The sequence below is a fragment of the Sinobaca sp. TMA16-18 genome (genome assembly GCF_059510535.1).
In genome coordinates this window covers 349962-372647 of sequence record NZ_JCAKFM010000002.1, presented here as the reverse complement: position 1 = coordinate 372647, position 22686 = coordinate 349962, and the positions used below count along the sequence as shown (strand labels likewise).

Below are 22686 nucleotides of genomic sequence, written 5' to 3'. Positions count from 1 at the left end.
AATCCTGCTTATGCACAGGTTGTATTGTACGCTTCTGTTTTTTAGAAGTACACCAATCTGCATGCACTGCTCCAGGCTGAGGCGTTTTTATGGTTTCTTTCTGAAAATGAAGCTTCCAGCTTATCGAAAAAGGCGAAACGTGATAGACTAAAAACCGTGATTATATCGTTAAACCAAGGTATGGAGGATGGAATATTATGAGCCGCTTAAAAGAAAATGGCTTTGAATACTATACATTAGATGAATTAAAAGCAAAAAAAAATTATACACAGGACCTGGAAGCTATCACTTCCGTTTTTGACGGACTGCCACAGGATGAATACGCTCCGCAGTTAAACCGTTTCCGCCGGTATGCCCGCGCCGTCATTATGCCGGGATCGCACCGGATAGAGTGGCTTCCAAAAACGGTCATAGAAGACAAAGCCTACTACGAATACTTTCAGGGCAGCTTTAACCCGGAGTATACTGATGAATACAGGCGCTTTCCCGCGCTTCCTGACAACATGATGCAGAATAAACTGCTCGAGGATATCATCCGTTTTGATTTCCAGCAGACGTTCTGGATGAAAGAAGATGCGCTGATGCCGGTTCACGCCGGCATTCATTTCGTGAAGCTCTGTGTCAATGAACCCGGCGAAATCGCCGTATCCTCCCCCAACAATCTGCATCAGGACGGCGAGCCGTTTACCTTTGCCCATTTAATCCGCCGCCATAATGTGAAAGGCGCCATGAACGCTATTTCCGTGCCGGCCCACCGCGGCAGAATGCCTGTTGATCTTCGCCCTGACGAATTAACCGCTTCCTTTTATCTGGAAAACCCTCTTGAGTCCTACGGCGTCTATGACCCACTCGTTACGCATTATGTAGGTACCGTGGAAAAAGGAGAAAAAGATGTCCCCGGAGAACGATCGGCTATTCTCATTGACTTTCAGCCAACGGTTGTCTCAGATTCGGAACAGACGAGCAGCATGAAAGGCCTGACGGACCAGATGATATTTGTATAAACAAAAAAACTGCCTGAATGGGCAGTTTTTTGTTTATATTATCGAAAAACGTATCATTCAGTATATGTACATAGGGATATTCCTTTTTAAAGAAAGGCAGCTTAGAAATAATCAGGCGGCGACTCGAACAGACCAGCCATAGGTGAAGCTAAAGAGGCCGGCCTTTTCCTCTTTAGCTGAGGCATGGCCTGTCGAACGCGCCCGCCGATATCATTTTTTGGAATATACATACACTTCTACTGTTTTTTTATAATACATAATAGCTCAGCACGAGCTGTACTTTAAATATATTGTCGTCTTTTCTAAAGCTTTTTTCAACTGGTTCCGCGCGTCCTTTTATCCATACTTTCAAATCACTGTCGAATTCAAACGTACCAGCTGTCTCCACACTGTAGTGGGAAATGCTTTTATACGGTACGGTATGGTATTCCGTTTTCTTGCCGGTCACGCCCTGCTTGTCGAGCAGAATCAGCCGGCGGTTCGTGAAAATAATCATATCACGGTAGAGCTTGAAGGCGTATTCGACCTGCTCTCCTTTGATCAGCCAGTCGCTAAGCTCACGCTCTACTTTCAATACATCGGTTTCTGATGCATTTCCCATTAAAGAATCAAATAGTCCCATGATCGCCCTCCTCTTTCATTAATTCACAGAAGTCAGCGACACCAGTTCGTAATACATGGTCGTTCTGCCGCTTCCCCATTCTACTTTTACAATGACCGCCTTGCCGAAAGCTTCCTTGTCCTCATACGTATGAATCGGCAGCGCTGTATCCATAGGATACATTTGATAGCCGTCTTTGATCAACTCAAATTTCCGTTCATCCAAACGTTCGGCCTGTTTATGTGTGATAATTTCCCAGTTCATTTCCATCTTAAATCCCATATCTATTCTTCTCCTTTGATCGTGCTCTATTACATTTTTTCATCCATTTTGCCGTTTTAAAAAAGGCAGTTTATTTAGATGCCCCTTCTTTTCGTTCATTTTTCCAGAGCGCCCACTTGGTGGATATCGTAAGCGTCAGTGAAATAGCAATCAAGGTGAGCATCATAATATTAAAAGATGTAAGGTTGCCATAATCCATCGTAATTAGAATATATGCAGCAACGCCAAAAAAAAGCCAGTCCCATGCATTAAACATCGATATAACTTGTTTCATGATAAACAGCGGCATCCCGTGTCAGCGTGTACCTGCCGGACCGCCTTTCCCCCTTTTCATAACTAGTTGTCTCTATTATCTTCACATAGTTCCGCCAAAAAACACAATCCCTTTCTTGCCTGCACAAATAAAAAAGCACCGCAGGCTCGGTGCTTTTCACGTTTCCACACCCGGCAGTCTTGTGCAGTGCTTATCATTTAAAACTCTTTCCTCTGCGCCAGGTTCTAAAGAAATCAGATAAACCTTCAAAAATTTACATTCCGAAAAAATAATGGTTTCCATCTAAAAACATTGGAAATATAATGTAAAAAAGAGACCAAAATTGAGTTGAAGAAAAGTACAAATCCTCTCTATTAATCCCTGCCCCTTATGCGCATTTACCGCTTGTAACGATTGGTACAAAGACACTGCAGTCAAGCAAAACAAAGGAGTGATCATATTGAGGAAGCTATGGATCTGCTTACTTGTATGCTTTGTTTTTCTGTCTGGGATCAACCTTCAGCCAATTGAAGCTTCGTCGCATACTCTCGATAGAGCTGACCTGGAGCCGTTTTTGGATGACATAGTGGCAGAACAGATGGAGGAGTGGGACATAGCGAACCTCACTCTTTCTGTAGTGGCAGACGGTGAGGTTGTTTTAGCAAAGGGATATGGGCAGGCGGACATAGAACAGGAAACGGCTGTCAATCCGGAGACGACGTTATTTCGGATCGGCTCCACCTCCAAGCTGTTTACGTGGACTGCCGTCATGCAGCTTGTCGAAGAGGGAGCGTTGGACCTCGATACAGATATAAATGAGTACTTGGACTTTGAGATCCCGCCCCACCAGGAGTATGGGCAGAATCAAACAGAGCTCGAGCCGATTACGTTAAGACATCTTATGTCCCATACACCAGGTTTTGAAGATCATCTGACCGGCTTATTTGCCCTTTCAGAAGACGATTTGCTTCCCCTGAACCGTTATATCCGGGAAGAAAGACCGGCCAGAGTCTTCCCTCCCGGTGAAGTGCCGGCCTACTCGAATTACGGTGCCGCCCTCGCCGGTTATATTGTGGAAGTCGTTTCCGGTATGCCTTTTGCCGAGTATGTGGAAGAAAACATTTATGCCCCGCTCGGTATGGAGAACAGTTCCTTCCGCCAGCCGCTGCCGGCGGATATCGCGGAGAATATGTCCGGAGCTTACCGGTACGTGGATGGAGAGTTTCAGGAAGGAGAGTTTGAATCTATGCCGGAGCCTGCCGGCAGCATGAGCAGCAGCGCCTCGGACATGGCCCGGTTTATGCTCGCTTATCTGCAGAACGGAGAGCTTGATGAGGAAAGGATTTTAGCTGAGGAAACGGTCGATGAAATGTTTTCGGAGCCGTTTACGGTCCATCCTCATCTGGAAAACACCGCCCACGGATTTATTAAAACAGCAATCAACGGGCGGGACGTGGTTCATCATCCGGGAGGAACCATGCTTTTCAACACAGGGATGTATCTCGTGCCGGAGGAAGACGTAGGATTTTTCATTTCCCACAGCGGCGGCTCTTATCTCGCTAACATAGACATTCCCCATCAGTTTATGGACCGGTATTTCCCCGGCGAAGAAACAGCTGCTGATGCCGAAACTCCTGCAGGTATGGCAGAAAGAGCAGAAGAGTATACCGGGGAATACCATCAGAACCGCCGCGCTTTTACGACAGCCGATAAGCTGTTAAGTATTTTCGCCGGGGTCGTCCGTGTAGATATTAATGAAGACGGATTTTTATCTGTGTCTCACAGTGGTGAAACGAACCAGTTCACAGAAGTTGAGACCGGGGAGTATCACATTTTAAAAGAAAACAATACGCAGAGCTACGGTGAGGATTTCCGGACGATCATTTTCTCCACCGATCCTTTTGAAAAAACAATGCTGCTGTCGAACGGACCGGTGAGCTACTCAAAAGCCGCATGGTATGAAACGTTCGCTGTCACCGTTGCCGCTTTAAGTACCTCAGTTATTTTCATTATCGGCAGCTTCGCATACTGGACTATCAAGGCGGCGATGTTCAAACTACGCAGGAAAGCGGTGCCTGCTAAACATCCGGGTGCCGTATGGGCCAAAAGAACAGCGATAGTGCTCGGCGCATTCACTGTCATTTTCCTTATCCAGTTTCTTATGGAAAGTGCACTTGATCCGGTTTATGGGCTGCCAGTATCCGCTTATTCGCCTCCTCCCCAGTGGGCGCAGCTGCTGGAAACCGCCGTTTCCTATGCGATCGTCTTATTTGCCCTTGCGACTGCTGTATTCGCCATTTTAGCCTGGGGGAAATCCTATTGGCGCCTGCCAGGCAGAATTCACTATACGCTGTTTACTGGAGCTGGATTAATACTTGCCTGGATCTTTTATTTCTGGCAGGTACTCTAAACAGCAACGTATTCCTGTAAAAAACTGCAGAGATTATAGGAAAAACTTTGTCTGCACAAATAAAAAAAGCACCGCAGGCGCGGTGCTTTTGCAGACTTACTTATTCAAGTGGCCTACATATGGAGAAATATCTACATTCAAATTATCCGCTAGCTTCTGTCCGAGATCTGTATCAGCACGGTAGAAGTTGCATACCATACGAAGAACGGTTTCCTCCGCTACAGTACCAAGATCATCGGTTAAGTTTCTTAATAAAGCATCTTTGGTTGCCTGATCGTAGTTTCTGTAAATACGGCCCGCCTGTCCAAAGTCGTCCGCTTTCTCGATTTTCTTACGGCCGGCACTGTCACCTGGAAGCGGCTGTTCGGCATCAATATAGGCTGGATCTTCTGCCGGTTCTTCTTCATAACGGTTCGGCTCGTAATTGATACGGCTCGTCTGCTGAGCAAACGGCATCGCACCATCACGAGTGTTGTTGTTTTTCTGGGCAAATGGACAGTTGATTGGAAGATCAAGGTAGTTTGCTCCTACACGATAACGCTGCGTATCAGAGTAAGAAAAAATACGGCCCTGCAGCATTTTGTCTTCGGAAGCCTGAATTCCCGGTACTAGAACGCCCGGGTTGAAGCTGACCTGCTCTGTTTCTGCAAAGTAGTTATCTACATTTTGATTTAACGTCATCGTTCCTACATGAATATACGGAAGATCTTCTTCAAGCCAGTCTTTTGTCGCGTCAAGCGGATCAAAATCAAAATTGTCCATGTCCGCGGGATCAAGAATTTGTACATACAGATCCCATTCCGGGAAATTGCCTTCTTCAATAGCATTGTACAAGTCATCAGTTGCATGCTGGAATTCCGTAGACTGAACTTCTGTAGCCTGATCAGCTGAAAGGTTTTTAATGCCTTCTTTCGGCACCCAGCGCTTTTTCACATAGACGGTATTGCCGTATTCATTAATCCATTTAAATGCGTGAACGCTCGATCCACGGATGTTGCGGAAACTTGCCGGGATTCCTTCATCTGTGAATAAATGAAGCATCATATTTGTCGATTCAGGGGTTAAGGACATAAAATCCCAGTAACGATCCGGATCTTGTTTGTTTGTTTTCGGGTCCGGCTTTAACGCATGGATCATGTCCGGAAACTTAATCGCATCACGAACAAAGAATATCGGAAGGTTGTTTCCTACGAAGTCATAGTTTCCCTCTTCGGTATAGAACTTCACTGAAAATCCACGTGGGTCACGGAGCGTTTCCGGAGAATGGCCGCCATGAATAACCGTAGAAAAACGAGTAAACACCGGCGTTTCTTTACCTTCCTGAAGAAAATCTGCTTTTGTATAGCGCTTCATGCTGTTTTTCACTTTAAACACACCGTGTGCGCCTGCTCCTCTGGCGTGTACGACGCGTTCAGGAATTCTTTCTCTGTCAAAATGGGCTAGTTTTTCTACCAGCTGGTAGTCTTCGAGTAGTGTAGGGCCACGGCTTCCAGCCGTGCGGGAGTTCTGATTGTCGCCAATCGGGACTCCTTGATTCGTCGTTAGTTTTTTGTGATCAGCCATAATAAAAAATCCTCCCATTTCTTGAATGCATTATCGGTTAAAAAATAACCTACTCCGTATTTTAACTTATTTCATGTAAAAAATTCCAATACTTTGTACTAATTGTAATCTAATAATGTCTCTTTTCTTGTTATGATTATCGCTAAAATTCTTGTAGATACTTCTTATACCCTTATTTGTTATTTTTTATGCTTTTTCATGTTATTTTTTGAATTCGTCCAGTGAAGCTAATGCGCAGCTGGTTATTTTTCCGCTTCCGCAAACGTTTCCTGCAGAATGTAATAAGATTCTTTCTTTCGCGGCTCATATTCAGGCAGATCCCACTCTTCCCAGGTGTACTGCTCCATGCTGCCGGCGGGCAATGTATCGTTGTCCAGAGCCGGAAGCGTTCTGCTGATGGCATACGTATCATTCTGCTTTTCCCCCAGCAGGAGGGCCGCTTTGATACCCTCCGTTGTCTCCCGTGCAGTTAAGCCTTCCTTCTGCTGAATATCGCCCATGATTTCTTTCATTCCCGGAGCTGTGATGTTTAAAAGCTGCCAGGGAATCCGCATTTCAATTGATCCTGTTTCTTCATCAATCATATAATCTGCCAGAGAATCATATGACTCACTTTCCGGATTGGCGTTTCCATGACGGAGCTTTCCCGTTTCATAATAGCTGAATGGAAGAACTTCTCCTGTGTCCGGCCTTTCCAGCTCCCGGTTTAACGCGAGCCTCATTGGATGAAAGACCCCGCTCCCGGCATCCGCTTCCTCTTCATCGATATCCTCCCGGTAGTCTAAATGAAAGACGTCATAATAAGCATCCACCGTAATGCGGGCATTTTCTTTGTCAGGCAGTTCAATTAAAAAATCAATGCCTTCTTCAAAGCTTACGTCTTCTATTTGTTCTGCCTCCTGATTGCCCTGGTTTGGGTTCACATCCAGTGCAATGACGGGAGTTTCATCTCCCTGCCGGTCTATACGGAAATAGACAAACTTCTCGTCGTGATCCATCCAGAGAGCTTCCGTTTCTGTCTCATATAATGGATCGCTGTCTCCCCAGTCATCAAAGGAGCCGTCCACTTTTATTTTGTCCCGGTCAAAACTCATCAGTCCAAACTGCTGCTCATTCGTCTGGGCATTGGACCAGTAAGGACGCCTGTCAGGATTATCATATTCCATCGTGTTCCACGTCCGTTTAAACCATTCATCCTGCCAGGTGAAAACCAGTCCTCCCAGCATGCCTTCTTCTTCAATATCTTCATACAGGCTCGAAAGCATTTCCCCCTGCTGCTGCTCAGATATAAATCCCTGATTAAAGCCGAATGGGTTTTCATGCGTTTTTCCTCTGGAAGCAGGAATGCCGAATTCCGCAATCAGTACCGGAAGATCATTTGCTTCATGTAAATCTTTTAAATAACCGGCGTAGTTATTCGCTTCGCCGCGGTGATCTATAAATTCAGTATAATCTTCTTCCAGATTTAAAAATTCAGGATAATAAGGATACACATGATAAGAAGCAAACTGCCCGGCCAGCTCGGCAGATCCTTGTAACTTGATATGGTTTGGATTCACAGAAGCCAAGTTTTCCTGTTCCATCGGCTCCGCCGGTTGGTCCAGGTGATCGGTGCTTACCCAGTTCGTAAAACTGATCGGCCTCGTCCAGTTGTATTCCTCTTTTTCATACACCGCCATTGTGTCCATCTGTTCTGCAAGCCAATGTTCAAACGGCTCTGCATTTTTTGTATAAATGAGCTCACCTTCGTATTCACCGATATCTTCGTGTTTTTTATTCGTCTCATCCACCATAAATGGATACCACTCGATACCGATAATCCATCCTATAATATAAGGAGAAATATCAGCTGAATATTCTCCATGAGCATGCCCCGGTTCTTCTTCGATAGAAGCACTGCCGTGCACAACATCCACGATATCTCTTATTTCCTGCTGAAAATCCTCCGTGTTGTCTTCGTCAAACGCATCAAGGGTTTCTTCAAGGGGCTCTTCATTTACCCAGGCCCCGTGAAATATGTAGATTGGATTTTCTGTTCGTTCATTATGTTCTTTTAACGCCTCGTAAAATGCCGGCGGGTGAATCGTATAGACTCTAATCGTGTTGGCGTTCATTTCTGCTATGTCTTCCAGCCAGTCTTTGTATTCCTGTTTGGATATCGCCGCCTCTCCCGGGAAAGCACCGGGTTTCCCCATTCCTAGATTAACGCCGTGAATGTTCTTTTCCTGCCACGATTCCCCGTCCCACACTTCAAAATGTTCTCCTTCGATACGGGAGTTATACTCCACCCCATCTTCTTCCAGCACCGCTGGCTGGTATGTATTAAAAAACAAAAAATAGACTCCTGCGGCCAACCCTAATCCTCCCAGGATCATCCATATCCAAGGTTTTTTCATGTTAAATCCCCTTCCTTTCACCTGCATCTATAGTACTATTTTTCTCCTTAAATTGGAAATCATACATTTTTTTAAAAACAAAAAAGGCCTCCCGTATAGGGAAGCCTGTGTGCAGCTGTTTCTTACAATCCAGCGTCATACTTTAAGCGCTCGGATAATTCTCTGAAGCTCTGTTCGTCAAATCCCGGGGCAAATTCCTCCGGGATATTTTCCAGATCCGGTATTTCCGCGCCTTCCGGAATACCGTCAACTACTTCCAGTTCACCCGGAGGCCCGACTGGAGTAGGCCCTTCCCAGATACGATCAAGAAGCTTATAATCATCGTCACTGAAGCGGTAAAGCTTTCTATGAAGACCCTGGTCTTCAAATTTCTTGGCGTGGTCGAATTTGGAGTTATCAAGATTTGGTACAGGGAGCATTTTCGTCATATCGACGCCTGTCGCTTTCTCAAGCGCCTTGGCATACGCTACAACGTGTACGCCTCCTCTTACCAATAGGTAACCGCACAGCTCTCTGGCCGTTTCATTATCTGTCATTTCATACACGCGCATCTTGTGAGTACGGGCGCCGCATTCCAGATAGAAGTTATGGAGAAGGTCTGTGACAAGCGTGCCGCTCGAAAATACATTATCACCGGACCAGGGCTTACCGCCTGAATCCATCGGCAGGGCGTTTTGGCCGCCCATGATGAAGTTGGCTTTATTGCCGAGCGGCAGTACAGGCTCGAGCGGTGTATCATCCGGATTTGTGCTGCCGTTGCCGACAGATCCGTCGATACACAGGTTTATAGTATTTGCGACAAGTTCCACGTGGCCAAATTCCTCGGCTGTAATACTTGCTACGAGTTCATAAAAAGGTCTCAGCTTCTTCTTGCTGCGAAAATTAAAAGATTGGTACATATAGTTATTGAGTGTCGACATTTCACCGAAACGTCCACCCATGAGTTCCTGTACGGTCGTCGCTGCTTCCGGGTCTGGGTTAGTCGGGCGTGGGAGTTCAATTTGGAGCCTATCTACTCTTTTAAACATATTACTCCTCCTTCGATCCTGAAATTTTATATTCCTGGACTCTTTTCTCTTTCCCTGAATTCCCATTTCGAAAACAGAAAATTCCCAATTTATTAATTATTTAATCTCTTTTCCATAAAAGACTTGTGCAAATTATTTGTTTAAACAAAGTAAGAATCAGGAATAGACTTCAGTGTGAAACAATAGAAAAAAGGAGCGTATATATTATGAATCAGCAGCAGCTTAAAGAAAAAATTGTAGAAGTAATCGATGCAAACAAAGTAGGCACACTTGCTACCGTTAAAGGCAGCAGGCCCCACTCGCGCTATATGACGTTTTTTAATGAGAACCTGACGCTTTATACGCCAACGAATAAAGAAACGCATAAAGCTGAAGAGGTAGCAGAAAACCCTAACGTGCACATCCTTCTCGGGTATCAGGGTGAAGGATTAAATGATGAATTTGTGGAAATTTCCGGACAGGTTACGATCCGTGATGACCAGAACCTGAAAGAAAAGCTTTGGAATGAGCGTATGGGTAAATGGCTGGACGGCCCGAACGATCCTGAATATGTAGTACTTGAGATTAAGCCCGATCACATCCGTTTGATGAACAGCGAAAACAACCCTCCTTTGGATTTAGACCTTTAATATAGAAAAAAGCGGACCCATCCGGGTTCGCTTTTTTTGTTTCTCTGCAGGTATTTATTTTACTATCCAAAAAAAGCCGGCTCCTTACGGAGGCCGGCTTTACTGTTACTTTACAGTGCTTTTAGTGCGTCTTCAATCGTATCGTTCCCTGAGAGAAGCTCAAATGTTTTATTTTTCGCGTTTTCTTCTGTAATAGAAGCGATCATTACGTCTGCTACGTCTTCTCTTGAAATATCGCGGCTGCCCGGATCTTCGAGCTTTTCTTTTGCTTCAACCATGCCGGTTCCTTTATCAAACGTCAAACCACCAGGTCTTACAACCGTGTACGTCAGGCCGCTTGCTTTTAAATGCTCATCTGCATTTTTCTTTGCTTCGGCGTAATGCTTAATCTTGCCGCCTGGATTTTCCACGCCGATTGCGCTTAGAATAATATAATGCTTCACGCCGTGGGCTTTAGAAGCATCCACAAGTTTATTGTTTCCTTCTTCATCTACTGATACTGTTTTTTCCGGGCCGGTTTTAGAACCGGACCCTGCTGCAAAAATTACAACGTCCATGCCTTTCGGTGCATCTGATACATCGCCTTCCAAATCAGAAATAACAGCGTCTTTTGCTCCAAGACTCTTAAGCTCATCTGCCTGTTCCGGCTTTCTGATCATGGCGAATACATCATGTTCATTTGTTTTTCCGAGTTTTTCTACTAATAGTCTTCCTGTATGGCCATTTGCGCCTGCTACTAAAATATTCATTGTATGGGTGCCTCCTTGGTTTTTTTCTTCCAATTGTTGTATACAATATAAACTGTTCCCTTTTTGTAAAACCTTAAACGTCCATCACTTACTTTTTATAAGAGGCAGGCGTAAACTTCGCGGCACTGGCTGTTGAAGTTTCTGTAAATTTTTTTCTTTTTGAAAATATAGCAAGCAGCACCGAGGAAAGGACAAGCACAATCCCAAGCAGCTGCCAGCCGGTCAGTACGTCCCGGAAAACGAGAACACCTACAAGAATGGCGACAATAGGTTCGACCGTAGAGAGAATCGCCGCTTTCCCAGCTTCGATATACTTTAGTCCGGCAGTATATAATGTATAAGCCAAAATGGTTGAAACGAGGACACTGCCGAGCGCCCACCCCCAAACTTCCCAATCCCGGAAAAGGTGAAGCCTGCTGTGCAGGCCGCTTATTGGAAGAAGCACGACACTTCCGCAGAGCATGGAATACGCCGTAATCGTAATCGAACTGTATTTCTGGCTGACAAATTTTCCGATCACGCTGTAAATACCGCAGAAAAAACCAGAAGCAAGGCCCAGCAGCAGAATACCCGGCTCGACTGCAGTGGAGCCTCCGGGCAGAAGGCCTGCTACAAATGCACAGCCTGCCAGCGTAAAGCAGATAGCAATCAGTTTATTTTTTGTCAGCAGTTCTTTAAAAATAAAACGGGACATGAGCGCCACAAACACAGGGCTTGTATATAGAAGAACGACGGCAATAGAAAGCGACGCCTGGTCCATTACGGTGAAGTAGCACCAGTTGAACAAAGCAATGCTGACGACGCCCAAGCCGATAAAATGAGGAATGTCGCGGAAATAAATGTGCAGCTGATAGGAACGGACGGCCAGAAGCACTGCGAATAATAGAAAAGCAGATAATGCCATACGCACTGTCACTACTTCAAGCGGCGTAAAACCAAACGTATATAATTTCTGTACAAATAAACCGGTCATTCCCCAGAGGGAGGCACCGGCAATCGTCATCGCGTAAGCTCTGCCCTTTTCCATACACCATCCCTGCCTTCGCTGTTGTGAACTGCACCCATCTTCTCACTGAACCTGTCTTTTGCCTATACTATTTCATTATTTTAGCAGAATAGTTTTGACTATATTTGACCTTCAATGCTTTTAGGTTTACCATAGTCAGCAGGTTGGGTATACTACTTATTAGTTACAATTAATAACTTACAGGAGGAATAGAAAGTGACACAATCATTTACGAAGCAGTATATTAATGGCAGCTGGACAGAAGGTTCCAGTTCCAAAACAATAGAAAATATAAATCCATTTACGCAGGAAGCCCTTGGCACGATTACTTCTGCAAATGAACAGGATCTCGATGCAGCCTACCATGCAGCTGCTGATGCCCAGAAAGAATGGGCGGCTCTCGTTCCCGCCCAGCGTCAGGCTTATTTGTACCAGCTTGCAGACACGCTTCAGGATGAAAAAGAATTTATTAAAGAATGGCTTGTAAAAGAAGCAGGAAGCACCGCTGCCAAAGCAGAAGCTGAGTTTCATGCAGCGCTCGGCATTGTCCGGGAATCTGCGTCATTCCCTACAAGAATGGATGGAAAGATTCTTCCTTCCAATAATCCTGGAAAAGAAAATTATGTATACCGTATGCCAAAAGGAGTCGTCGGCGTTATCGGCCCTTGGAACTTCCCGTTCCACCTGTCTATGAGATCAATCGCCCCTGCGCTTGCTACCGGCAACACGGTAGTGATAAAGCCGGCTTCCGATACTCCCGTTACATCCGGCTTAATGCTCGCCCACGTTTTCGAAAAAGCGGGATTTCCTAAAGGTACGGTCAATGTGCTCGTAGGCCGCGGATCGGAAATCGGGGACAGCTTTGTTACGCACCCGGTACCGAAAGTCATTTCCTTCACCGGTTCAACCGAGGTAGGAAGCCACATCGCAGAACTTGCCGGGAAACACTTAAAAGAAACGGCGCTTGAACTCGGCGGAAACAATGTGATGCTTGTTCTTGAAGATGCAGACGTCGACCAGGCTGTAGAAGCGGTAGCCTTTGGCAAATTTCTGCACCAGGGACAGATATGCATGGCATTGAACCGCATTATTGTTCATGACAGCATTCACGATGAATTTGCTGAGAAGTTTGTGGCCAAAACAAAATCCCTGCAGGCCGGTGACCCATCTGATAAAAAAACGGTAGTTGGCCCGCTTATTAATAAAGATCAAATGGAACGCATCCAAAAAGACCTTGATGAGAGCGTGAAACAAGGAGCCCGCATCGCTCTTGACGGCAAGGCGGACGGCAACCTGCTCGAGCCGATCGTGCTGACAGGCGTAACCAACGATATGCCTATCGCTGTAAATGAAATATTCGGCCCTGTGGCACCGATTTTGAAAGTGAGCTCTGAACAGGAAGCTATAGATATGGCCAACGCCTCCCCTTACGGCCTGAGTGGATCTGTCTTTACTAAAGACCGCTTCCGCGGTATTCAGGTAGCAAAACAAATTGAAACAGGCATGATCCACATTAACGATCAATCAGTTAATGATGAAGCCCATGTAGCATTCGGAGGCGAAAAAGACTCCGGTCTCGGCCGTTTCGGCGGAGAATGGGTAATCGACAAGTTTACAACAGTGAAAACCATCGGCGTGCAGTCCGGCTACCGCAAATTCCCATTTTAAAATAACAGCCCGGTTTATTTTGAACGATTGCACATCTTCCAGAGAAAACGGCTTGCTTCCAAGCCGTTTTTTCGTTACATTTACAATAGACAAAGGAGGCGAACGACATGGAAAAAGAAAAAGAAGAGCCGCTATTTGAAAAAGGCGAAGTCTTGTACTATCAAGGAAAAGAATGCCGTGTCATTGCTGAATACGACCGTACGGTATGTGTAGAATTTTCCGGTTACCCATTTGCAGGCGAAGAGGAAGAATTTCCGCATCCGCGTGTTATCCTGCTTAAAAATGAAGTACAGCGTTCCGCTTAATCAACTGACCATAGAAAAGAAAATCTTTCTAAACTGATCCAGTTTTACAGGCTGTCTTTCTTCCATACTTACCGGGAGAAAGGCAGCCTGTTTTTTTGGACTCTTTCTTCTCTTAATGAAAATTCTTCGGACCGTAAATAAAAAATCCTTTCACAGAAGCTGCTTTTCTATAAAATTGTTATTTGTATGGTTGTCAATCCCTCTTTTGAGAGTATAATGGTAATTAATAACCCCTGCGATATATTATTTCAAAATTTCATTTAAATACATTGATTTTTGTATTGCCATTCAGCATGGATGGCTTATCTTTTATCCTCACGAATAGTCTAGACATACCTTTTTTAATAGAGAGTCTTTCCTTCTACCTTGAAATTAGTTGCCTACATTACTCTATTAGAGATCCCATCCTTCATCCCACCAAGCAAATTAAGCATTTTTTACAATGCACCTCACTTTGCTTCTTTTCCATAACATATCCGATAAGTTTTTTTAGAATAATGAAATGGTTATTTATTTTAGCAGAATTGCACATTCCGCGGACAAGCTCGTTTTTCAGTCTTTGCTGGAGTTAAACATCACTATCTTTAATCATTCACAAAATATATTTTAGAAGGAGGACCGCCATGCAGCGATTTATAAAGCGCCTGCAAGACTCCACCCGCTCCTATACGCTTGTAGATTTTGGCATATTAAAATTATGTTTATTTTCTATTGGTCTTTGGACCGGTATTTCTTACGCAAGAACCCTTCGTCCACAGCTGTTTTTCGTAAAGATTGTTGCTTTCACATCTACTTGCTGCATTATGTATACTACCTTCCGCAACATGTTTAAACATGTTTAAACTATCTTTCTGATAAGACAAAGATAAAATATCATTTCAGGCTGCCTTTCTTCCATACTTATCGGGAGAAAGGCAGCTTGACTTTTTTACATAGCAATTGGTTTAGACATGGCAACAATATCAAACGGCGTGCCGAGCTTTGTTACTGTCAGCTTATGGTACACCTCATAACCAAGCTTTTCATAACGCCTGATATTATCTTCTGTAGTGCATCTTACCTTGCAGTATACTTCCGACTTTCCTGCTTTTTCTGCTTCCTTCTCCACCCAGTCAATTAACGCTTTTCCATACCCTCGTCCTCTCGCTTCAGGCAGAACAGAGAGCCGCATAAAATATAAACGGGTTTCTTCTTCCTTTACCCGGACCATTCCTAATGGGCTGTCATTTTTATACAGCACAGCCGCCCACTCTTTTCCTCCCGCAAGAGAAAGTGAAATAGACTCCTCCGTTTCTTTCATAGCCCCGGAAGGCGGATCAAAACGATTATATTCTTCAAATGCGTCCTGCATAATTTTTTTGATCATGCCGGCCTGTTCCGTGCCGGCTTTTTTTATTTCTATCATCTGCTTTACGTCCTCTCATCAAATTCTCATTTTTTTATCATGATCTCTTCATTTATGTGCTCTATACTATAGTATATAAGAAAAGAAAAGGAGCGGGCAAAGATGAAAAAATTAATCATCATTACCCTCTGCGTTATTGCTATCGGGGCAGTCGCCGTCGGCATACAGATGTTTTCCGCCTCTGCCGACGACCCTTCCATTAATTCAGAGGAAGCAAAAGAACTGGCTGCAAGCCGGTACCCCGGCGAAGTAACTGTCATTGAACTGAACAACGAGAGCGGAGAGCAGATATATACGCTGGAAATTGACGGAGATAACAAAGATTACCGACTGAAGCTTAATGCCGATTCCGGGGAAGTCGTCCAGCTTTCTGAAATAACAGATGCAGGTTCTGAAGAATCCGCGTCCAGCGAAGACAACGCCGGAGATACAGAATCTGAACCGGCTGCCGAAGAAGAAACGCCGGATGCACCTCTTCCTGAAGAAGAACAGGAGTCTTCCCGCGAGACAGGATCTTCGTCAAACCAGCTTCCTATAAGCATGGACGATGCCAAATCCATTGCACTCGAAGAAGTAGGCGGCGGTTCGGTTACTGATATTGAGCTTGATGACGATGATGGCAGAATGCTGTATGAACTTGAAATCGAATCTTCCCAGGGGGAAGTCGATGTAGACGTGGATGCGCGTACCGGTGAGATTATCGTTATATCTTATGATTAATACGTTCTAAACTCATTACGTTTTCTATCTCCATGAAAGCAGTCCGTATTATTATTGACAATCGCCAGACTGTTCAAACGATACTGTATTCGTTATGCTTAATAGAAACAAACAGACAGCGGTGAGTGAGTATGTTAGAAGATACCGGGGAACGTATTATCCCCAAGCAGATGAATGCTTCCAACCGTATGCTGCTGGAACATTTGGCACGCTATTCATTTGCCTGTCCTTATGCTTCAGGAAAGGTGCTTGATATTGCCTGCGGGACAGGATACGGCACACACATGGTCACGAAAACCCGAAAAAACTATATCCACTCCTCGTTGGGAATAGATATAGATCCGAAAACGGTCGAATATGCTGAAAAGCAGTATTACCATCCACTGCTTTCCTTTGAACAGGGAGATCTTCTTGATCCGGCACTGTCCGATCGAATCGGTACTTTTGATACGATTATTTCCTTTGAAACGATTGAACACGTACCTGATGACTATTTGTGTCTGGAGCGGCTTTATCACCTTTTAAAACCAGGAGGCACTTTAATCATATCAACTCCTTTCGGCCGGGGCAGAGGACTGCCTTCGAATGAATCGTTTCACTTTCATCAGCTGACAGAACAGGAATGGGCTGGGCTGATTACTGATTCCAAATGGCAGTGGCAGACGGCGCAGCTCTTCTATCAGCTTGGCGTTGCCATTGAGCGTCCCCGTCGGGAAGATGTCCACTACCCTTTAGGCATTGCGGTATGCAAAAAATAAATAAGGTCCAGCTGAGAAACTTCTGTCTGAACAGACAGAAGCTTTTTTATGTTTCGTGTAGATAAATCTAAAAAAGCACATTTCTGGGCGGAAGGTGCAGGCTGCGTTAAAATAAAGAGTATGGAAAAGGAGTGAAGAAAATGAGCGTTCTGCAGAAAACAACTAAAGACAGCAGGCTTCAACTGTTGAAAGAAACGACGGCTCCCTTTTCAGAAAGGGCGTGGAGCCATAATGAAGAGGCTGTTTTTCCCCATCAAAACATTGAGGATTTAAAACATATCCAATACCCTTCCGTAACAGCCCCTATAGAATATGGCGGCATGGAAATTTCCCTGCTGGAGTTCATCCAGTCCCAGGAAATCATTGCACAGGCGGATGGATCCACCGCCCTTTCCATCGGCTGGCACGTAGGAATCATCAAAGACCTGACTGAAACACGCCCGTGGCCTGAATCTATTTTCAAAAAGGTGTGTGATGCCATCACGTCAGACCAGGCTTTATTAAACAATACGGCAACAGAAGCGGCTACCGGAAGCCCGACGCGGGGCGGGAAACCGCTTACGGAAGCTTCCCGTTCCGGAGATGGATGGGTCCTTACCGGCCGGAAAACGTTTACTACGCTGGCTCCTGTCCTGGACTATTTTGTCGTGAGCGCCGGCCTGGCTGAAGAGGATCGTACGGCTAACTTCCTGGTGCCCCGCAGCACTCCCGGAGTTTCCATTGACGAAACCTGGGATTCCATTGCGATGCGCGGGACAGGCAGCCACGATCTAGTGCTGGATCAGGTTTGGGTGCCGGAAGATCATCTGGTAACCTTCCTGAATCCAGGAAACAAAAAAGCAGCCGGGTGGCTGCTGCATATTCCTGCCTGTTATTTAGGTATTGCTCAGGCGGCAGCAGACCACGCTACGGCTTTTGCCAAAAACTATTCGCCCAATACGATGGAGGGAACGATCTCTGATATACCTGCCGTGCAGGAAAAGATCGGCCAAATGGAAGCGAAGCTTATCCAAAGCCGGCATTTCCTGCACAGCGTGGCCCGGCAATGGGATGAATCTTCCGCCGCGCAGCGGGAAAACATGAAACCCGAGCTTGGCACAGTTAAACGAAGCGTCGTCAATGAAGCTGTTGCTATTGTTGATCTAGCGATGCGGATTGAAGGAGCAAGAAGCTTATCGGCTTCCAACCCGCTGCAGCGTTATTACCGCGATGTCCGGGCCGGACTTCATAACCCCCCGATGGATGACATGACGATTACGATGCTTGCAAAAGAGGCACTTAACCGTCTTTGATAAAGAAGTAAAAAGATCAGGTATACTAAATAAAACAAATTCTCAACAACCTAAAAAGCCGGACCCTCCTCTGGGTCCGGCTTTTTACTGCTGCTCTTGATACGAAGATACCCGGACCGCCGACCGTTTGAAGCCCGGCATCCGGCATACCGGATCAAGACGCCCTTCCACGAGCATGTTGACGTTCTGGTTTTCCGCCCAGTGAAAAGGCACAAACACCGTGTCCTCTCTAATACTCTCAGAGAGTCTGCTTCTAACGGTGATTTTTCCACGCGGGGACTCGATGTTAACAAGCGTGTTCTCTGCAATAGCATAGCGCTCCGCTGTCATCGGATGAATTTCAATGAATGATTCAAACAGTCTTGCATTCAAATTGCTGCTTTTTCGTGTCTGCACTCCGGTCAAATAATGGGCCATGACTCTTCCTGTTGTTAAATATAAAGGAAAGTTTTGGCTGACTTCTTCTTTTGGATGTTCGTTTTTCAAAGGCACTGCAAGCAGTTCGGCCCGTCCGCCATCTCTTGCAAATTCGTCTTCAAAAAGACGCTTTGTGCCCGGGTCTGTCTCACTCCGGCACGGCCAGAATACGCCTTCTTCTTTACGGATCCGCTCGTACGTGATTCCGAAATAATCCGCAGTTCCCCCTTTTGAAGCCAGGCGCAGTTCGTCAAAAATTTCTTCTGCCGATTGATACGGAAATTGGGTGCCGTGTCCGAGAGCTCCGGCGATCATCGATAAAATCTCCCAGTCGTTTCTGCTTTCCCCGGGAGCTTTTTTATCTGCTTCCCGCAGGGTAACCCGTCCTTCCAGGTTCGTCAGTGTGCCTGCATTTTCCATATATGAGGCGGCTGGCAGAATTAAGTCAGCATATTCTGCTGTTTCCGAGATAAACATATCCACTGCTACGAAAAAATCCAGTGACTGAATGGCTTCTTTTACCATCGTTGCATGGGGGTTGGAGACGATCGGATTGGACCCTATAAGAAATAGACTTTTAATTTCTCCCTGTCCAATCAGCTCCATCATTTCATAGGCGGATACTCCTTTCCCGGGTAGATCCTTCTCCTTTATGCCCCATATGTCCGCTATATACCGGCGGTCCTCTTTGTTTTCAATAGACCGGTAGCCCGGGAGCTGGTCGGCTTTCTGTCCATGCTCTCTTCCTCCTTGGCCGTTGCCCTGCCCGGTAACAGCACCGTATCCACTGCCTTTTTTGCCTATTTTCCCTGTGAGCAGAAGCATATTGATGAAATTCCGTACAGCGAGGTAGCCATCAATCTGCTGTTCGATTCCTCGGGCGGTAAAAATCATCCCGGACTCTGCATTCGCAAACGCTCTCGCTGCTTTTTCCAGTTCCTGCCGGGGAAGGCCGGATTCTTCGGCACAATCTTCCATCGTCATGCTTTGTAAATGGGTAAACAGCTCTTCGGCGCCTTCCGTCCGCTTCTCAACAAAATCCATATCTGCTTTGCCTTCTTCGTATATACATTTGAGCATGGCATTGGCCGCAGCATTATCACATCCCGGCTTTACTTTTAAATGCAGGTCAGCCATCTGCGCGGTCGCCGTTTCACGGGGATCGATAACGATAATGTAAGCACCGTTTCGTTTTGCTTCTTCAAAGTACGGCATAATAGTCGGCTGGCAGTCGGCAATATTGGTTCCTGCCAGAATAATGCATTTTGATTCCGGAATTTCATCAAGCTGGTTTGTCAGCCCCCGATCGATACCTAAGGCTTTATTCCCGGCGGACGCGGCTGCCGACATACAAAACCGGCCGTTATAATCAATATATTTTGTGCCGACTGCCAGGCGCGCAAACTTGCCGAGAACATACGAAGTTTCATTAGTGAGGGAACCGCCCCCGTAAACACCTATCGCATGTTTTCCATATTCTTTCTGCAAAGCTGGGACTTTATCTTTAATCAGCTGCATCGCCTCTTCCCAGCTGATCCGCTGAAAAGCCCCGTTTATTTTCTGCATCGGATAGCGCAGCCTGTCTTCATGAAACGCATGCTGGTATGCGTTCAGGCCTTTCACGCAGAGACGGCCCCCTGTTGTAGGGTTGTCCACGCCTACGGTGCGGTATTTTTTTCTGGTTACGATCGTTTGTTCAATGACCTGTTTTTTGCACTGCATGCTGCAGAAAGGGCATTGCGCATTATATACTTTTTCTGTTTCCACTTTCTGCTGCTTTTCCCGAAAGTATTTAAGCATCAGCTCTGACATACGTGTCCTCCTTGTTGTGCCAGCAGCGTTTTGATCCGCTGCTGCTCTTCTTCTTTCTGCTCCAGAAGCACCGCTGTATTATCCTCTTGAAAAAGAACTTCCCGAATATGAACCATCGTTACTCTTTCCATCCAGTCGGACAAAGTCTCCGAGTACCCTGCGGAAATACGATAATACAAGAGAACAGACTCAAGCAGCTGAAGTACCATTTTCTGATCGGAAACAGAAAAAAGAATATGACTTTTCTTCTGCACAGTAACGTACAGCTCCCATTTTCCATTTTGATATAACAGGCCGGCATGTCCATTCTGAATGTTCGCACAGTTTTGGCTGCAGGAGGACATCCGGATAAATGGCTTCGCGGGAAATGGCAGCAGTTCCAATCTTCTTTCGAGCCATTCCGCCATTTCCCCCTCCGGCTCTTTCGTACAGCCGCATTCGACTTTCTCCAGGCTTCTTGTCTGGACAGCCGGGAAGGGTATACCTGGAAGCAGATTCCTTTTTAAACCGAGCTTCTCCGCGGCCTTTTTTACTAAATCAGGTGATACCGGTGAGAGTTCAATGGATCCGTCCGGTAGTGGTTTTAAAGAACCTGCGCCTAAGGCTTCTGCTGTTTCCAAGGCCTGCTGCCATTCTGCCGGCGACAACCCTCCAGCTTTTCCGGGAATCCGGATGGCCAGATTTCCATCGGAGCGTTCTGTCACATTGCTATAGGAAGAAGTCTTATTCGATTCTTCCGGAAAAGTGACAGGGGATATCATATATAAATAATAAGGAAGCGCCTCTTTGCAGGTCAGGCATCCTCCATCTGTTTTCCAGTCCAGCGTGCGATAGGCTTCTATCAACGAGGAAGGCGTATCTTCCTGCAGGATGCTGACGACTTCTTCTTCCTCCATTGCCGTACATTCGCAGAAAGGTATTTTTTCAACCTGCTCGTTAAACGCCTCGCTCTGCATATAGTCCAGCAGCTCTTCGACTGCCGGGCGGCACCCGCCGCAAGATGAGGAAGCGCCGGTACAGGCCTTTACTTCTTCTAACGTGCATAACCCGCGGCTCTGTACTTCTTTGATGATGGCACCTTTGGATACATTATTGCAGTGGCAGACAGCCGCATGGGAGGAGAGCGTTTTGATCCTGCTCTCTGTCGAATCATTAATCGATAACAGCTGGTGTTTTTCTTTTTCTGACAGCGGCTTTCGGGTTTTAATCCACTGCTGCAGGGGAGCGGACATGCTCGTATCTCCATAGAGCACAGCCCCTTGTACCATATCTTCTTTCATAATAATTTTACGGTACTGGTTTTCTTTTTCATCGAACAGCTGCAGGATATGGCTGTCCGTTTCCTCTTCCAGACTTCCGGCAGAAAACACTTCCACGCCTGGGATTTTCAATCTGGTGTACACTGCTGATCCGGGATAGTCGTTTTCTTTTTTTCCGGAAATAGAAGCGGCAAGCACTTGGGCCTGCTCATACAAAGGAGCGACAAGACCGTATGTAGTACCCCGATGTTCAGCACATTCCCCGAGCGCATAAACGCCTTCTGCCTCCGTTTCCATCAAATCGTTGACTATAATCCCTTTATTGACCGGGATCCCGCTTGCCTGCGCGAGCTTCACTTCAGGCTGTATTCCCGCTGCCATTACAACAGCATCCACCGCAAGAGACGTGCCGTCTTCAAACAGCAGTTCTTCTGCCTGCATTCCACCATTTATCGCTTTTGTTTCGGTTTCAAATAAAAAATCCATACCCTGCTTTTCCAATTCTGTCCGCAGCAGGCCCGCTGCCATCTTATCGAGCTGCCGGTTCATTAGATAAGGTCCTCTATGAACCACGGTCACCTCAAGCCCTCTATTTAACAGGCCCCGGGCTGCTTCCAGTCCGAGCAGTCCACCGCCGATGACCGCCACTTTGTGAAGAGTATCTGTCTGCTCCAGAATTGCTTCGCAGTCCTTCAGCGTCCGGAACACAAATACGTTGTCTTTACCGGATCCCTGAACAGGCGGAATATATGATTTGGAGCCGGTAGCAAGCACCACTTTGTCAAAAGGAACTTCTGTTTCGTCCTCTGTATAAACGAGCCGTTGTTCTTGATCCACATAGACTGCTTTCGTTCCCATAAGCAGCCGGATATCGTAGTCTTCATACCACTTTAGCGGATGCGTGTATAATTCCGGTCCGCTTGCTTCCCCCTGAAGATAGGAAGACAGCTTCATCCGGTTATAGGAAAGGCTTGTTTCTTCACCAATAATCGTTATATCAAAACACTCCGGGGCGGCCTCGAGTAATTCTTCTACAAAACGGAGTCCCGCCATGCCATTGCCGATCAATAACACTTTTTCCTTAGTCATAACATGCCTCCATTCCGTATTGGCTTCTTTTTAAATGAAA

At 45.9% G+C, this 22686-nt stretch carries 20 protein-coding genes; 9 read left to right on the top strand and 11 right to left on the bottom strand.

Going from position 1 to position 22686, the window contains the following annotated elements; all coding sequences use genetic code 11:
• Positions 1 to 197: 197 nt before the first annotated feature.
• Complete coding sequence (locus tag AC5W14_RS05550; protein ID WP_496193868.1) at positions 198 to 1004, top strand: 2OG-Fe dioxygenase family protein; 807 nt, start codon at positions 198 to 200, stop codon at positions 1002 to 1004.
• A 247-nt stretch (positions 1005 to 1251) separates the two neighbouring features.
• Here the strand turns inward: AC5W14_RS05550 and AC5W14_RS05545 are convergent, their stop codons facing one another.
• From AC5W14_RS05545 to AC5W14_RS05535, 3 genes are all read right to left on the bottom strand, one after another.
• Positions 1252 to 1626 (bottom strand): PH domain-containing protein, encoded by a 375-nt coding sequence (locus tag AC5W14_RS05545; RefSeq protein ID WP_496059772.1) that lies wholly within the window; start codon positions 1624 to 1626, stop codon positions 1252 to 1254.
• An 18-nt stretch (positions 1627 to 1644) separates the two neighbouring features.
• Positions 1645 to 1887, bottom strand: coding sequence for a DUF2584 family protein (locus AC5W14_RS05540; protein ID WP_120192787.1), 243 nt, complete (start codon positions 1885 to 1887; stop codon positions 1645 to 1647).
• 70 nt (positions 1888 to 1957) lie between these two features.
• Positions 1958 to 2161 carry a hypothetical protein gene (locus tag AC5W14_RS05535; protein WP_496059773.1) on the bottom strand — a complete coding sequence of 68 codons (204 nt, stop codon included), beginning with the start codon at positions 2159 to 2161 and terminating at the stop codon, positions 1958 to 1960.
• Positions 2162 to 2591: 430 nt separating this feature from the next.
• Between AC5W14_RS05535 and AC5W14_RS05530 the strand changes: the two genes are divergently transcribed.
• The gene (locus AC5W14_RS05530; protein ID WP_496193867.1) at positions 2592 to 4550 is read left to right on the top strand and encodes a serine hydrolase domain-containing protein; all 1959 of its coding nucleotides are present in this window, start codon (positions 2592 to 2594) and stop codon (positions 4548 to 4550) included.
• A 96-nt stretch (positions 4551 to 4646) separates the two neighbouring features.
• Here AC5W14_RS05530 and AC5W14_RS05525 read toward each other — a convergent pair whose 3' ends face one another.
• The 3 genes from AC5W14_RS05525 to AC5W14_RS05515 all read right to left on the bottom strand — a co-directional run bounded on the left by AC5W14_RS05525 (position 4647) and on the right by AC5W14_RS05515 (position 9537).
• Positions 4647 to 6113, bottom strand: a complete 1467-nt coding sequence (locus AC5W14_RS05525) for a catalase (RefSeq protein WP_496059775.1) — start codon at positions 6111 to 6113, stop codon at positions 4647 to 4649.
• Between the two features lie 242 nt (positions 6114 to 6355).
• Positions 6356 to 8509 carry a hypothetical protein gene (locus AC5W14_RS05520; protein ID WP_496193866.1) on the bottom strand — a complete coding sequence of 718 codons (2154 nt, stop codon included), beginning with the start codon at positions 8507 to 8509 and terminating at the stop codon, positions 6356 to 6358.
• Positions 8510 to 8631: 122 nt separating this feature from the next.
• Complete coding sequence (locus AC5W14_RS05515; RefSeq protein ID WP_120192791.1) at positions 8632 to 9537, bottom strand: manganese catalase family protein; 906 nt, start codon at positions 9535 to 9537, stop codon at positions 8632 to 8634.
• A gap of 206 nt (positions 9538 to 9743) precedes the next feature.
• Between AC5W14_RS05515 and AC5W14_RS05510 the strand changes: the two genes are divergently transcribed.
• On the top strand, positions 9744 to 10166 hold the full coding sequence (locus tag AC5W14_RS05510) for a pyridoxamine 5'-phosphate oxidase family protein (protein WP_496059777.1): 423 nt from the start codon (positions 9744 to 9746) through the stop codon (positions 10164 to 10166).
• 110 nt (positions 10167 to 10276) lie between these two features.
• On the opposite strand, the gene AC5W14_RS05505 is transcribed toward AC5W14_RS05510, so the two are convergent.
• Together AC5W14_RS05505 and AC5W14_RS05500 are read right to left on the bottom strand one after the other, a co-directional pair.
• Positions 10277 to 10915 carry an SDR family oxidoreductase gene (locus tag AC5W14_RS05505; protein ID WP_496059778.1) on the bottom strand — a complete coding sequence of 213 codons (639 nt, stop codon included), beginning with the start codon at positions 10913 to 10915 and terminating at the stop codon, positions 10277 to 10279.
• A gap of 88 nt (positions 10916 to 11003) precedes the next feature.
• The gene (locus AC5W14_RS05500; RefSeq protein ID WP_496193865.1) at positions 11004 to 11942 is read right to left on the bottom strand and encodes a DMT family transporter; all 939 of its coding nucleotides are present in this window, start codon (positions 11940 to 11942) and stop codon (positions 11004 to 11006) included.
• A 195-nt stretch (positions 11943 to 12137) separates the two neighbouring features.
• On the opposite strand from AC5W14_RS05500, the gene AC5W14_RS05495 reads away from it, so the two are divergent.
• The 3 genes from AC5W14_RS05495 (at position 12138) to AC5W14_RS05485 (ending at position 14736) form a co-directional block, all read left to right on the top strand.
• A complete protein-coding gene (locus tag AC5W14_RS05495) occupies positions 12138 to 13589 on the top strand; it encodes an aldehyde dehydrogenase family protein (protein ID WP_496193864.1) in 1452 nt (483 codons plus the stop codon).
• Between the two features lie 107 nt (positions 13590 to 13696).
• Positions 13697 to 13894, top strand: a complete 198-nt coding sequence (locus AC5W14_RS05490; RefSeq protein WP_120192796.1) for a hypothetical protein — start codon at positions 13697 to 13699, stop codon at positions 13892 to 13894.
• Positions 13895 to 14517: 623 nt separating this feature from the next.
• Positions 14518 to 14736 (top strand): hypothetical protein, encoded by a 219-nt coding sequence (locus AC5W14_RS05485; protein WP_496193863.1) that lies wholly within the window; start codon positions 14518 to 14520, stop codon positions 14734 to 14736.
• 86 nt (positions 14737 to 14822) lie between these two features.
• Here the strand turns inward: AC5W14_RS05485 and AC5W14_RS05480 are convergent, their stop codons facing one another.
• Positions 14823 to 15299, bottom strand: coding sequence for a GNAT family N-acetyltransferase (locus AC5W14_RS05480; RefSeq protein WP_496193862.1), 477 nt, complete (start codon positions 15297 to 15299; stop codon positions 14823 to 14825).
• 102 nt (positions 15300 to 15401) lie between these two features.
• On the opposite strand from AC5W14_RS05480, the gene AC5W14_RS05475 reads away from it, so the two are divergent.
• The 3 genes from AC5W14_RS05475 (at position 15402) to AC5W14_RS05465 (ending at position 18069) form a co-directional block, all read left to right on the top strand.
• Positions 15402 to 16019: a PepSY domain-containing protein gene (locus AC5W14_RS05475; RefSeq protein WP_496059783.1), complete on the top strand. Its 618-nt coding sequence runs from the start codon at positions 15402 to 15404 to the stop codon at positions 16017 to 16019.
• 131 nt (positions 16020 to 16150) lie between these two features.
• Positions 16151 to 16777 (top strand): class I SAM-dependent methyltransferase, encoded by a 627-nt coding sequence (locus tag AC5W14_RS05470; protein ID WP_496060088.1) that lies wholly within the window; start codon positions 16151 to 16153, stop codon positions 16775 to 16777.
• A gap of 140 nt (positions 16778 to 16917) precedes the next feature.
• Positions 16918 to 18069, top strand: coding sequence for an acyl-CoA dehydrogenase family protein (locus AC5W14_RS05465; RefSeq protein WP_496193861.1), 1152 nt, complete (start codon positions 16918 to 16920; stop codon positions 18067 to 18069).
• An 84-nt stretch (positions 18070 to 18153) separates the two neighbouring features.
• Here the strand turns inward: AC5W14_RS05465 and nasC are convergent, their stop codons facing one another.
• Positions 18154 to 20298, bottom strand: a complete 2145-nt coding sequence (gene nasC, locus AC5W14_RS05460; RefSeq protein WP_496059785.1) for an assimilatory nitrate reductase catalytic subunit NasC — start codon at positions 20296 to 20298, stop codon at positions 18154 to 18156.
• Complete coding sequence (locus AC5W14_RS05455; RefSeq protein ID WP_496193860.1) at positions 20286 to 22646, bottom strand: FAD-dependent oxidoreductase; 2361 nt, start codon at positions 22644 to 22646, stop codon at positions 20286 to 20288. The genes nasC and AC5W14_RS05455 overlap by 13 nt, the downstream gene beginning before the upstream one ends.
• Positions 22647 to 22686 lie beyond the last annotated feature (40 nt).

What these genes read in the sequence shown, in the direction of transcription:
- AC5W14_RS05550 (WP_496193868.1), top strand. Translation starts at nt 198, where the DNA reads ATGAGCCGCTTAAAAGAAAATGGCTTTGAATACTATACATTAGATGAA.
- AC5W14_RS05545 (WP_496059772.1), bottom strand. Translation starts at nt 1,626, where the DNA reads ATGGGACTATTTGATTCTTTAATGGGAAATGCATCAGAAACCGATGTA.
- AC5W14_RS05540 (WP_120192787.1), bottom strand. Translation starts at nt 1,887, where the DNA reads ATGGGATTTAAGATGGAAATGAACTGGGAAATTATCACACATAAACAG.
- AC5W14_RS05535 (WP_496059773.1), bottom strand. Translation starts at nt 2,161, where the DNA reads ATGAAACAAGTTATATCGATGTTTAATGCATGGGACTGGCTTTTTTTT.
- AC5W14_RS05525 (WP_496059775.1), bottom strand. Translation starts at nt 6,113, where the DNA reads ATGGCTGATCACAAAAAACTAACGACGAATCAAGGAGTCCCGATTGGC.
- AC5W14_RS05520 (WP_496193866.1), bottom strand. Translation starts at nt 8,509, where the DNA reads ATGAAAAAACCTTGGATATGGATGATCCTGGGAGGATTAGGGTTGGCC.
- AC5W14_RS05515 (WP_120192791.1), bottom strand. Translation starts at nt 9,537, where the DNA reads ATGTTTAAAAGAGTAGATAGGCTCCAAATTGAACTCCCACGCCCGACT.
- AC5W14_RS05510 (WP_496059777.1), top strand. Translation starts at nt 9,744, where the DNA reads ATGAATCAGCAGCAGCTTAAAGAAAAAATTGTAGAAGTAATCGATGCA.
- AC5W14_RS05505 (WP_496059778.1), bottom strand. Translation starts at nt 10,915, where the DNA reads ATGAATATTTTAGTAGCAGGCGCAAATGGCCATACAGGAAGACTATTA.
- AC5W14_RS05500 (WP_496193865.1), bottom strand. Translation starts at nt 11,942, where the DNA reads ATGGAAAAGGGCAGAGCTTACGCGATGACGATTGCCGGTGCCTCCCTC.
- AC5W14_RS05490 (WP_120192796.1), top strand. Translation starts at nt 13,697, where the DNA reads ATGGAAAAAGAAAAAGAAGAGCCGCTATTTGAAAAAGGCGAAGTCTTG.
- AC5W14_RS05485 (WP_496193863.1), top strand. Translation starts at nt 14,518, where the DNA reads ATGCAGCGATTTATAAAGCGCCTGCAAGACTCCACCCGCTCCTATACG.
- AC5W14_RS05480 (WP_496193862.1), bottom strand. Translation starts at nt 15,299, where the DNA reads ATGATAGAAATAAAAAAAGCCGGCACGGAACAGGCCGGCATGATCAAA.
- AC5W14_RS05475 (WP_496059783.1), top strand. Translation starts at nt 15,402, where the DNA reads ATGAAAAAATTAATCATCATTACCCTCTGCGTTATTGCTATCGGGGCA.
- AC5W14_RS05470 (WP_496060088.1), top strand. Translation starts at nt 16,151, where the DNA reads ATGTTAGAAGATACCGGGGAACGTATTATCCCCAAGCAGATGAATGCT.
- AC5W14_RS05465 (WP_496193861.1), top strand. Translation starts at nt 16,918, where the DNA reads ATGAGCGTTCTGCAGAAAACAACTAAAGACAGCAGGCTTCAACTGTTG.
- nasC (WP_496059785.1), bottom strand. Translation starts at nt 20,298, where the DNA reads ATGTCAGAGCTGATGCTTAAATACTTTCGGGAAAAGCAGCAGAAAGTG.
- AC5W14_RS05455 (WP_496193860.1), bottom strand. Translation starts at nt 22,646, where the DNA reads ATGACTAAGGAAAAAGTGTTATTGATCGGCAATGGCATGGCGGGACTC.